General features: G+C 59.5%; 9 protein-coding genes and 1 pseudogene. 3 read left to right on the forward strand and 7 right to left on the reverse strand.

Annotated features, from left to right (window positions below; all coding sequences use genetic code 11):
- Nucleotides 1-8 precede the first annotated feature (8 nt).
- From ACSZPK_RS15070 to ACSZPK_RS15090, 5 genes are all read right to left on the reverse strand, one after another.
- Nucleotides 9-1,538 (reverse strand): DHA2 family efflux MFS transporter permease subunit, encoded by a 1,530-nt coding sequence (locus ACSZPK_RS15070; RefSeq protein WP_437882284.1) that lies wholly within the window; start codon nt 1,536-1,538, stop codon nt 9-11.
- 12 nt (nt 1,539-1,550) lie between these two features.
- Complete coding sequence (locus tag ACSZPK_RS15075) at nt 1,551-2,756, reverse strand: efflux RND transporter periplasmic adaptor subunit (protein ID WP_437882285.1); 1,206 nt, start codon at nt 2,754-2,756, stop codon at nt 1,551-1,553.
- 10 nt (nt 2,757-2,766) lie between these two features.
- Entirely contained in the window at nt 2,767-4,221 is a 1,455-nt protein-coding gene (locus ACSZPK_RS15080; RefSeq protein WP_437882286.1) for an efflux transporter outer membrane subunit, read from the reverse strand.
- A 3-nt stretch (nt 4,222-4,224) separates the two neighbouring features.
- A complete protein-coding gene (locus tag ACSZPK_RS15085; RefSeq protein WP_437882287.1) occupies nt 4,225-4,686 on the reverse strand; it encodes a MarR family winged helix-turn-helix transcriptional regulator in 462 nt (153 codons plus the stop codon).
- A 387-nt stretch (nt 4,687-5,073) separates the two neighbouring features.
- Nucleotides 5,074-6,087, reverse strand: a complete 1,014-nt coding sequence (locus ACSZPK_RS15090) for a zinc-dependent alcohol dehydrogenase family protein (protein ID WP_437882288.1) — start codon at nt 6,085-6,087, stop codon at nt 5,074-5,076.
- 184 nt (nt 6,088-6,271) lie between these two features.
- Here ACSZPK_RS15090 and ACSZPK_RS15095 point away from each other — a divergent pair, with 184 nt between their 5' ends.
- The gene (locus ACSZPK_RS15095) at nt 6,272-7,186 is read left to right on the forward strand and encodes a LysR family transcriptional regulator (RefSeq protein WP_437882289.1); all 915 of its coding nucleotides are present in this window, start codon (nt 6,272-6,274) and stop codon (nt 7,184-7,186) included.
- A gap of 153 nt (nt 7,187-7,339) precedes the next feature.
- The gene (locus ACSZPK_RS15100) at nt 7,340-8,620 is read left to right on the forward strand and encodes a tyrosine-type recombinase/integrase (protein WP_437882290.1); all 1,281 of its coding nucleotides are present in this window, start codon (nt 7,340-7,342) and stop codon (nt 8,618-8,620) included.
- Between the two features lie 256 nt (nt 8,621-8,876).
- On the opposite strand, the gene ACSZPK_RS15105 is transcribed toward ACSZPK_RS15100, so the two are convergent.
- Nucleotides 8,877-10,073: a type II toxin-antitoxin system HipA family toxin gene (locus ACSZPK_RS15105; RefSeq protein WP_437882291.1), complete on the reverse strand. Its 1,197-nt coding sequence runs from the start codon at nt 10,071-10,073 to the stop codon at nt 8,877-8,879.
- Entirely contained in the window at nt 10,073-10,324 is a 252-nt protein-coding gene (locus ACSZPK_RS15110) for a helix-turn-helix transcriptional regulator (RefSeq protein WP_437882292.1), read from the reverse strand. Before ACSZPK_RS15110 ends, ACSZPK_RS15105 begins: the two co-directional genes overlap by 1 nt.
- 194 nt (nt 10,325-10,518) lie before the next feature.
- On the opposite strand from ACSZPK_RS15110, the pseudogene ACSZPK_RS15115 reads away from it, so the two are divergent.
- Nucleotides 10,519-10,915 (forward strand): annotated as a pseudogene (locus ACSZPK_RS15115) (DUF3833 family protein); the annotation flags it as partial.
- Nucleotides 10,916-11,004: the final 89 nt, after the last annotated feature.

The following is an 11,004-nucleotide window of genomic DNA, read 5'->3' on the forward strand; positions in this document are numbered from 1 at the left end:
GGCGGGCATCAGTGACCGCCACCGCTGTCCTGGCCCGCCTTGGCAGTGAACGGCGGCTTGGCCAGCCAGATGATCAGGATCAGGCCCATGAACACCCAGCCCAGCAGGGTGAAATAATCGACGGTCGACAGCATGTAGGCCTGGCTTTCCACCACCCGGTCGATCTGGGCGAAGGTCGACTGGCTGGCACCGCCAAGCTGCTCGATATAGAGCTGCGCCGCCGGATCATAGGGCGAGACGTGCTCAGCAAGCTGGGCATGGTGGAAGATTTCCCGGCGATGCCAGAGCCAGGTGGTCAGCGACGAGGCGAAACTGCCGCCCAGCACGCGCAGGAAAGTGGCTAGGCCCGAACCTTCGGCAATGTCCTTGGGTGGCAGGCTGGACAGCAGGATGGTGGTCACCGGCATGAAGAACAGGGCGATGCCCAGGCCCATGAAAATCTGCACGTCGGCGATATGCCGGTAATCCACTTCGGTATTGAAGGTGGCCCGAACGAAACAGGAAACCCCCATCACCAGGAACGCCCCGCCGGCCAGCAGGCGCATGTCGGTCTTGTGCGCGAAACGGCCCACCAGCGGCGAAAGGAATACCGGCAGAATACCGATTGGCGCGGCGGCCAGGCCGGCCCATACCGCCGTGTAGCCCAGTTGGGTCTGCAACCACTGCGGCAACAGCAGGTTGATGCCGAAGAACGCCGAATAACCGAGCACCAGGGCCAGGGTGCCAAAGGTGAAGTTGCGGTACTGGAACAGGCGCAGGTTGATGATCGGATGACGGTCGGTCAACTCCCAGATCACCAGTGCGATCAGCGCGATGACCGATACCGCCGTGGCGCCAATGATGAACTGCGATTCGAACCAGTCCAGGTCGTTGCCCTTGTCGAGCACCACCTGCAGCAGGCCGACGCCGAGCACCAGCAAGGTCAGGCCGACATAATCGATAGGCGCCTTGACCGTCTGTTCGGGCCGCCCGCCCAACTGGGACCAGACGATGAAGGTGGCGAAGATGCCAATCGGCACGTTGATGAAGAAGATCCACGGCCAACTGTAGCTGTCGGTGATCCAGCCACCCGTGATGGGCCCGACGATGGGCGCGACAACCGTGACCATGGCCAGCAGCGCCAGGGCCATGCCCCGCTTCGCTGCGGGGAAAATGGCCAGCAGCAGCGTTTGCGCCATCGGGTACATCGGCCCTGCGACCAGTCCTTGCATCGCGCGGAACACCACCAGCTCCGGCATGGATTGCGCGATTCCACAGAGAAAGGAGGTGAGGACGAACAACACCACCGCCGCCAGGAACAGCTTCACCTCACCGAAGCGCCGTGCCAGCCAGCCGGTCAGCGGCAAGCCGATGGCGTTGCATACGGCGAACGAAGTGATGACCCAGGTGCCCTGCTCCGCACTCACGCCAAGGTTGCCGGAAATGGTCGGCAGGGCGACGTTGGCGATGGTGGTGTCGAGCACCTGCATGAAGGTCGCCAACGACAGGCCGACCGTGGCGAGCAGCATGCTCGCCGGCCGGAATGATTGATCGCTCATGAAATCTCCGGGTCAGCGCTTGGCGACGCCTGCTTCGCTCGGGCCGTTGGCGTGGATGGTGCGCTCGACCAGGGCATCGGCCTGAACCATCTGCTGGTCATACACCGCCGTGCTGAAGCGCGGCTCCTTGGGCGCTTGCTGGGCCAGCACCGCGCCGTCCTGGTCATGCAGGTCGACGGTGACATTGGTCGACAGGCCAATGCGCAGCGGGTACTTGTCCTGGTTGTCCGGCTCCAGGCGAATGCGCACCGGCAGGCGCTGGACGATCTTGATCCAGTTGCCGGTGGCGTTCTGCGCCGGCAACAACGAGAACGCGCTGCCGGTACCGACGCCCAGGCTCTCGATGGTGCCGCGATAACTCACCTTGTCTCCGTACAGATCGGCCTCGACCTCTACCGGCTGGCCGATACGCATATCCGCCAGTTGGGTTTCCTTGAAGTTGGCGTCGACCCACACTTCGTGCAGTGGGATCACCGCCATCAACGCGGTACCGGGCTGGATGCGACTGCCGACCTGTACCGAACGGCGCGCCACATAGCCAGTCACCGGCGCGACCAGGGTGCTCCGCACCTGGTCGAGGTATGCCTGGCGCAACCTGGCGGCGGCCGCCTTGACGTCCGGATGGGAGGCGATGACGGTGTCGTTGACCAGGGCGAAGTTGGTGTCGAGTTGCTGCTGGGCCGAAGTCAGCGCGCTTTGCGCGCTGTTCAGGGCGTCCTGCGCGTGAGCCAGTTCCTCGCGAGAAATGGCACCGGTGCTGGCCAGCTTGGCACGCCGCTGATAATCCGCCCTCGCCCGCTCGACGTCGACCTTGCGCGAGGCGACCTGGGCCTTGTAGCTGTCGACGTTGCTGTATAGACCACGCACCTGGCGCACGCTTTTGGCCAGGTTGGCCTCAGCGCTTTCCAGGGCGACCTGGGTGTCGGACGGGTCCAGCCAGACCAGCGGCTGGCCGGCCTGCACATAATCACCGTCGTCCACGGCAATCCGCGTCACCGTGCCGGTCACTTGTGGCGTGATCTGCACCAGGTTGCCGTTCACATAGGCATCATCGGTGCTTTGGTAGAAACGGCCGTACAGCTCGTGATAGGCGAAAATACCCGCGCCTGCCGCCAGAACCGCAACCGCCAGAATGCCCAGGTACAGCTTGCGCTTGCTCGAAGGTTTGCCTTCCGTGGCGGGAGTTTTGGCATCACTCGTCGATAGTGCGTCGGACATGGTTTCGCTCTCAGTTCTGATGGGTAGTTGCCGAGGTGGTCGGCTCACCGGTGGTATTTTCAAAGCCGCCTCCCAGGGCCTGCATCAGCAGTGCCGAGGCGTCGATACGTTGTGCGCCGAGGCTGGCCAGTTCACGCTCCGCCTGCAGCAGTTGCTGCTCGACACTCAGCGCATCGAGGTAATTACCGATGCCGTCGCCATAGCGCTGCATGGCCAGGTCATAGGAGTTGCGGGCGATATCGCGGGCCCGGCGCTGTTGCCCCTCTTGCTGTTCGAGGGCGCGGATGCGGGTGATGCCGTCGCCGACATCGCCCAGGGCGGTGACCAGGGTCTGGTTGTACTGCGCGACCGCCAGGTCGTAATCGGCATCGCGAGCCGCCAGTCCCGCGCGCAGGCGACCGCCATCGAACAGCGGCAGCGACAGCGCGGGGCCGATATTGAAGAAGCGGCTCGCCCCCCCGAACAAGGCATCCCCCAGCAACGACTTGGTCCCGGCCGCCGCAGTCAGGTTGAGGTTCGGATAGAACTCGGTCTTGCTGGCATCGATATCCCTGCTCGCAGCCTCGACCCGCCACCGGGCAGCGACCAGGTCAGGCCGGCGCCCAAGCAGGTCAGCGGGAATATTCGCAGGCAGGCCTACGCGCTCCAGAGCGATCAGGCGCGGACGCGCAAGGCGCTCACCCCGGTCAGGTCCTTTACCCAGCAGGGTCGCCAGGCGGATACGACCACGCGCGACCTGTTGCCGTGCAGCCGTCAACGCCGCTTCGGCAGTCGCCTCGATACTCTGGCTCTGCTGCAATTGGTAGTTGCTGTCCAGGCCTGCCTCGACACGCTCGGAGCCAAGTTTCAGCAGATCGCGGGCACGCTTGAGATCCTGCTCGGCGATGTCCTGATTGGCATAGGCCAAGCCCAGGTCGTTGTAGGCACGAACCACATCGGAGGCCAGTTTGAGACGCGCGCCCTGCTGGTCGACTTCGCCAGCCCGTGCCCTGCCTAGGGCCGCCTCCCATGCGGCGCGCTGCCCGCCCCAGAGGTCGAAGGTGTAACTGGCATCGACTGACAGGGTGCGCAAGGTGCCGTACATGTCACCCTGCCCGGCCGGGTCATCCACCCGTGCCGCACGCGAGCGAGTGATGCCCGCGTTACCCGTGACGCTGGGCTGCCTGGCCGCATCGGCCGCCAGGACCGCAGCGCTGGCCTGCCGTGCCCGGGCATCGGCCACCTGTAGATCCGGGCTGGTGGCCAGCGCCTCGCTGATGAGGCCGTTCAGTTGGGGATCGTCAAAGTGATTCCACCAGTCCGCCGTCGGCCAATTGGGCGCAGTCAGTGCATTGGCAAACGTGTGCTCACCCTGCAACTTGGCTGGGTCAATCATCCGGTTTTCGGGGTGCAAGCCTTCGAATGAAGAGCAGGCGGTGAGGCCCAGGGTCGCCACCAACAGCGCGGCAGGAGTGCGCAAGAACATGGATCAGTCTTCTCCCTGGTAGGCGCCTGCGGCGACCAGCAGTTTCTTCATCAGGCGTTGGAGTTCAGCGAGTTCATCGCTGCTCAGAGTGGCCACCAGATCGTTACTGGCATCGGCCGCGATACGTGGCACCTGCTCGGCCAGGACTTGCCCCTGGGCACTGAGGACAATGCGAATCTGCCGCCGGTCCGTCTGGCTGCGCTCACGCACTATCAGGCCCTTGGCCTCGAGCCGGTCGAGCATGCGGGTCATGGCGCCGCTGTCGATATTGAGCAGTCGGGCGAACTCACCTGACGTGCCGCCACGACCTTGGCTGATCAGCAGGATGATCTTGAACTGGGGCGCGGTGATGCCGTGATCCACTACGTGAAGTTCGAGAATCCGGTCCTTGAGCTGATTGAGTTGAGCGATCAGATGCCCGACAGAGTTAAGCAATGAGAATTGGTTGCGATCAAAGTGTTGCACGATAGCTGCCTAGGCAATTAATGCCTCAGAAGATTACTGTCCAGGCAGCTATTTGCCTAATAATTTTTTGTAATGATTTTCCTGAAGAATCCCCTTGCAAGACCCATAAGAACCATTTAACCGGCCCCACTCATGGTCTTGACCCGCCATCGAGCGACTTGAGCACTCTCTCCAGCCTATGCGCGAGCGGTGGCTCGCTTACGCGATTGACGTGAGGCAATGCAGGCACGCAGTCGACTGGAACCTTGCCGTAGCACGTCTCCACCTGATGCCGGCCAGAATCGAAGCTCATGCCCGCCCCAGCGGGCCTGCTGGAGCGCTACAGGCCAGTAGCCCCAAGCGAGCCGGGATCGATGAAACGACTTGCGCGGATCATCGCGAAGGTTGCTAGACCTTCAGCACGACCCGCCCACGACGCGGGCAGGTTTCCATGTAGCGATGGGCTTCGATCACGTCGGCGAACTCGAACGTTCTATCGACCTGCGTTCGCAGCAAACCATCGCGCGTCAATTGATCGATGCCTTGCAGCGCCTTGCCCACCGCTTCGACATCCTGGGGAATACCCAATTCTTCCTTGCCAGTGAAGTTACCAATGCAGTGCACGAAGAACTGGATGTTCTTCTGGAACGCCGCACAGGCCGGGAACGGTGTTTCGTTCCCCCCCTGTAGGCCGAACAGGATCAAGCGCCCGCGCGGCGCCAGCGCATCGCCCAGCAGGCACATCTTCGGCCCGCCCAGCGCATCCATGATGATGTCCACGCCTTTGCCATCCGTGAGTTTGGTGGCCCGGCCGACCAGGTCCTCTTCCTCGGTGAGAATGACCTTGTCGGCCCCCAGCTCGCGCAGATAGTCGGCATCATCCGGCTCCGCAGTCGCGGCGATCACCTTGGCCCCCAGGGCCTTGCCCATCTGCACGATGTAGGGTCCCCAGCATTGGCTGGCGGCGGTGACCAGCACGCTTTCCCCCGGCTTCAGCCGCGCCAGCTCGACGAAGCCAAACCAGGCGATCAACGACGGCAGGTAATGCACGCTTGCCTCTATTGGCGTCAGCACATCGGGATAGCGGGTCAGGGACTGGCGTGGCACCAGGACGTCCTCGGCACAGCACGGGTAGCGATTGGCCGAGTGGGCGGGGAAGCAGGCGACCTTGTCGCCAACCTGCAGATCATCCACCCCAGGGCCGACAGCGGTGACCACGCCGGCAAATTCGTGTCCCAATCCAGCCGGTAGCGTGGCAGCCGTGCTGGCGAGATTCTGCCGCCAGAGCACGTCATACCAGCTGACGCCGATGGCTTTGGTGCGCACGAGGACTTCACCAGCACCAGGAGCAGGTGCGGTGTATTCCTCGATCTTCAGCACATCGGCTTCGCCGAACTGGTGGAAACGAACGATGCGAGACATCACAAACCTCGTCGGTTATACCCTTATGGCCACGGACTTTATCCGGGCTTCCCCATCAATGCCACCCGCCATGACTGATAATGATCATGCCTGGGGATGATTCAAGGGCTGCAAGTTGCTTCGCACAGGCAATCCGCATTAGCCTGAGCGGCCCGTTTCGCCCTTCTCATCCGACGGACAACCGATGAATCGCAATGACCTGCGCCGCGTCGACCTCAACCTGTTGATCGTCTTCGAAACACTGATGCATGAACGCAGCGTGACCCGTGCCGCGGAAAAACTGTTTCTCGGCCAGCCGGCAATCAGCGCCTCGCTGGCCCGTCTGCGCACGCTATTCGACGATCCGCTGTTCGTACGCACCGGGCGCAGCATGGAACCCTCGGCGCGAGCCTTGGAAATCTTCGCCCTGCTTTCGCCAGCGCTGGACTCCATCTCCACGGCCGTGAGCCGCGCCGCCGAATTCGATCCGGCAACCAGCAATGCCGTGTTCCGCATCGGCCTGTCCGACGATGTCGAGTTCGGCCTGATGCCACCACTGATCAAACGCCTGCGCGCTGAAGCGCCAGGCGTGACACTGGTAGTCCGCCGGACCAACTATCTGCTGATGCCTGGCCTGCTGGCCTCCGGCGAAATTTCCGTCGGTGTCGGCTATACCGAGGAACTGCCGGCCAACGCCAAGCGCAAGGTGCTGCGCCGCAGTTATCCGAAGCTGTTGCGCGCTGACAGCGCACCAGGGAGCCTGACCATCGACGAGTTCTGCGCCCGCCCCCATGCCCTGGTGTCCTTCGCTGGCGATCTGAGCGGCATCATCGACGAAGAACTGGCCAAGCTAGGCCGCGAGCGCCGCGTGGTCCTCGCCCTGCCGCAGTACAACGGGCTTGGCACCCTGCTCAGCGGTACCGACATCCTCGCCATCGTCCCCGAATACACCGCCGCCGCCCTAACTGCTGCCGGCGGTGTGCGCGCCGAAGACCTGCCGATTCCCGTGCGCTCCTACGAGCTGCACATGGCCTGGCGCGGCGCCCAGGACAACGATCCTGCAGAGCGCTGGCTGCGTTCGCGAATCCAGATGTTCTGCGGCGATCCGGAGAGTCTTTAACTGAATTCCATTGAAATCCACAAAGTATTTAAAAAAACATCTACTTATGTAGATTTCAATCCATTACCTTCCGTCGATTTCCAGTGGGTTCCAGCAGCTTTGGGGGTATCTTTGGGGGTACTTTTTCAGCTTCTTAAAAGGTACCCCCAGTCTATGGCAGCCAAGACGCCCCCCGCCTTGCGGCGGAAACTCAGCGATGCCTACATCCGTTCGCTGGCCGAGCCCGGCAAGTATGCCGATGGCGAAGTTCCCGGCATGTACTTGCATGTCAGGCAGCCACTGAGTCCAGACAAACCTGTCTCTAAATATTGGAGAATGAAGTACCGCCTGCACGGTAAGGAGAATGTATTCGCAATTGGTGGTTATCCGGATATCAGTTTGAAAGAAGCACGCGAGTTAGCACGCGCGGCGCGCCGTGACCTAGCTAATCAGGTGGCTCCACTTAAAGCTAAAAGGGCCAAAGTAGAAGCACAGTTACTCAATGAGGAGCGCACCTTTGCCTACGTTGCTGAAAAGTGGCTGGAATTCAAATCTCCCGACCTCGTAAGCAAATCTATTTCAGGATTTCACGGCGCACTGAATAATCATATCTTACCGAGCATCGGCCGGAAGCCAGTCAGTGAGATCAAACTTGAACATATTGCAGCAATAATCAATGAGCTACGCCGTGCCCGTATTATGGCTATGGCTAAGCGTGTACGGACTATTATACGCGCCATCTTGGGATTTGCTGAGGGGCGTGGCTGGGTAGAGCGTAACGTGGCAATGAGCAACTGCGAAGAGCTCAAGATCCGCCATGTAGTAACAAGCAACCCTGCAATTGAACGCCCAGCAGATTTAGGAAAGTTTCTCTTGCGCCTTGATAGCCTTATTCCTAGCAGTGTGACGGCTGCAATGAGTTTGCTTGTCATGCTCCCAGTCCGGCCAGGCGAGTTGGCGAAAATGCGGTGGGAGGATGTCGATCTAGTCGGGGCAGACTGGCGCTATGTGGTTAGCAAAACCAAGCACTTAGACAAAGGCAAGCACATTGTACCTTTGCCGGAGCAGGCTTTAGTGCTGCTACGCGAACTGCATACATCCCGCGTCGTAGATGAGGCGGGCAATGGCTGGGTATTTGTTTCACCGGTTTACCCGGGGCGCCCGATTGACGCAACCTCTATGTTGAAATCTTTTCAGCGCATCTGGCCGGAGTATACGATCACCGCCCATGGTTTTCGCGCGACCTATCGAACGATTGCACATGAGCATTTAGGTGTCGATCCTATTGTTTTGGAGCTGTCGCTCTCACACCGTATGCCGGGAGCGTTAGGGGCTGTATATGCACGCGCACAACTGCTGCCACAGCGACGTGAAGCAGCACAGCAATGGGCAGATTATTTGGACCTACTGCGGAAAAACTCACTATTGGGTGGTGCTACTTATACTGACCAGTGACTCGCAGATAAAAATGAGCCCTCCCACTCTAATCGCTTGAGTCAGCCTTTCGACTTCTGGGCTTTTACACTCAGGCAACTCCCATTACATATCGTGATTTTGATAATTAGCACCAAGTCGCCAATCTTGGCCGTAAGGGAATGCGAGGCAAAGCACAGGGGTAAGGCACTTGTCTCGAAGTGAACGACACAGACTAATTGTGTCATCTGAAAAAAGTACTCTCCGCGACTCGTATAGGCCAAGATACAGATCTAATCTAACCGAAAGTTTTAATAAACGGCCCAGCAGACAGGCGGATCGCGGTGATCACTTTCGGTGCTTGCTCATAAAGTTCGGCTGAACGAGCCAGTACCCGTTCTAGCGCTTGTAACTGCTCACGTATTATTTCTTCTGGTCGTGCCACATCACACACTTGGGCAAAGTCCAGCAACCCTTGCCTTGAAGCGAACAATGACTTGTTGCCGGCGAGATCCAGCGCTAGCACATCTTCCGGGATGTAGGCCGTTGTATTGACGATATCGTAGGCCGGCGCCAGACGAGCATCGCGCTGAGTAGGATCGGAATACAGCAGTCCGAAGTTTTTCAGATGAGCATCGCCGTTTCCTAGGATGCAACTCAGGCTCACCGTGGCAAACAACTGCCCCAAGGAACCCTGCACATGCTCGGGCGGACAGAACAGACGGATTGCCTTGGCGATGGCGGAATAGCTCTTGCTGTATTTCTGCTCGGCAGCCAGCCCCATCAATGCTGCCATGTCTTCGAAACCGATGGGGTTGAGTTGCTCGTCCCGGTCGAAGCGGCGCATGACGAACAGCTTGGCGTTGTCGGACAGGTAAAATTCCGGCACCGGAATCCCGGCCTCTCTGGCCACAGACATACAGAGAAACTCGTTGATTGCCAACCCAGGAAACTCATCCCGGCCGCTCTTGATGATCAGGTCGGAGGTTTTCGAAGTAAAACGCTGTGGCCCTGCCTCCTGTTGCTCAGGAACCAGCACCTTGGGCTGAACGCCAGATATCCCTGAGCGCAAAATGTAACGATCCACCAAACCGGCGAAAATGTCCTCGGCACCATCCCAGGCCAGAATTTCCTCCAGCTTCTCCCCTGGGAACTGCTGCCTTCGCAAGAGTGCATCCACCTCCGCTGAACTCACCCCCACACGCCCGATAGGAGAACTGCTGCCGGACAGTGCCAGCAACAACATCGGGTCGACATTAACCACTTTTGCCAGACGGTTGCGCAACTGCTCAAGGACATAACCTTCCGGCAGATTCATCTGGAAGATCGGATGCAGTTCCCGATGGAGATACTCATCCAGGCGTACGGGCATCAGTAGGCTGATTGCCGCCGGAGCCTTGGCCTCCTCATGGTAGCGGAATAGGTAATCGCCGGCGGAGTTGAAGACCCTTCCGCTCTCACCCTCTGGCGTTGCCACCCGTAGAACGGCTGTCATCAGTCAAAAACTCCCTGAATCTCGTCCAACGTAGGCATAGCCGCAGGCGTCAGCGCGAGTTCGCAGTCCATGGCTCCCAGTACTCGTGCATAGGCCGTCATCCCCACCGATAAATCCCCCCTCTCGATGGCGATGACCTTCTGCCGGGTGATACCAGCCAAGGCGGCCAGCTTAGCCTGTGTCAGACCTCGACTCAGACGGCGCTGCCGGATTTGCTCGCCAAGGCGCTTAGCAATAACGGAATGATCCATGTTCTGTATATGTAACAAATAAAATTAAATGTAACGTATACCTAACTAATTAAAAAATCAAAGTGAATGCAATACACCACATAAAACCTATACAAAAAATAAATTGCGTATAAGTATTCCCTCAGAGGCAGCACCGGACGTTACCTGTCGACAACGGATGCTGTGTCTGAAGGAAAGCGATAATGTGAGTCGGAATATGGTTGTTGTGCACCCTGCTGCTGAGCGGCTGCGGCAGCGTCGAGGTTGGACACTACGCGACAAAGCGCCCGCAGTCGGATTTGCCCCGGTTCTTCTCTAAGCCCGTGCAAACCTAGGGCATCTTCCAGAATCGCTCTGGCGAAGTGGCCAAACGCTTCACGGCAGACATCACCAACCACCGAGAAGGCGAGCAGTTGATCCTCGATGAACGTTTTCTCTATAGCGACGGTACTCGCCAGCAGCGCGTATGGACCCTGGTGCCGACTGGCGATGGCCAGTGGCGCGGCCGATGTCCTTGGCGAAGCCCGGGGCGAGCTCGCCGGAAATGTCCTGCGGTGGCGTTATCAATTGAAGCTGGACGTGGATGGCACGACCTGGAATGTCGACTTCGATGTCTGAACAGAAAAACCAAGAAACGGAAAGCTAGAATCGCTTGTCTTGAACGAGAGAAATCCATTTTTAAAAGCCTACCCACCGATATC

The organism is Pseudomonas sp. LRF_L74 (assembly GCF_965644255.1).
Taxonomy (GTDB): domain Bacteria; phylum Pseudomonadota; class Gammaproteobacteria; order Pseudomonadales; family Pseudomonadaceae; genus Aquipseudomonas.

Excerpts from the sequence above, each read along its gene's own strand:
- ACSZPK_RS15080 (WP_437882286.1), bottom strand. The coding sequence starts at position 4,221 with ATGTTCTTGCGCACTCCTGCCGCGCTGTTGGTGGCGACCCTGGGCCTC.
- ACSZPK_RS15110 (WP_437882292.1), bottom strand. The coding sequence starts at position 10,324 with ATGGATCATTCCGTTATTGCTAAGCGCCTTGGCGAGCAAATCCGGCAG.
- ACSZPK_RS15100 (WP_437882290.1), top strand. The coding sequence starts at position 7,340 with ATGGCAGCCAAGACGCCCCCCGCCTTGCGGCGGAAACTCAGCGATGCC.
- ACSZPK_RS15075 (WP_437882285.1), bottom strand. The coding sequence starts at position 2,756 with ATGTCCGACGCACTATCGACGAGTGATGCCAAAACTCCCGCCACGGAA.
- ACSZPK_RS15090 (WP_437882288.1), bottom strand. The coding sequence starts at position 6,087 with ATGTCTCGCATCGTTCGTTTCCACCAGTTCGGCGAAGCCGATGTGCTG.
- ACSZPK_RS15095 (WP_437882289.1), top strand. The coding sequence starts at position 6,272 with ATGAATCGCAATGACCTGCGCCGCGTCGACCTCAACCTGTTGATCGTC.
- ACSZPK_RS15070 (WP_437882284.1), bottom strand. The coding sequence starts at position 1,538 with ATGAGCGATCAATCATTCCGGCCGGCGAGCATGCTGCTCGCCACGGTC.
- ACSZPK_RS15105 (WP_437882291.1), bottom strand. The coding sequence starts at position 10,073 with ATGACAGCCGTTCTACGGGTGGCAACGCCAGAGGGTGAGAGCGGAAGG.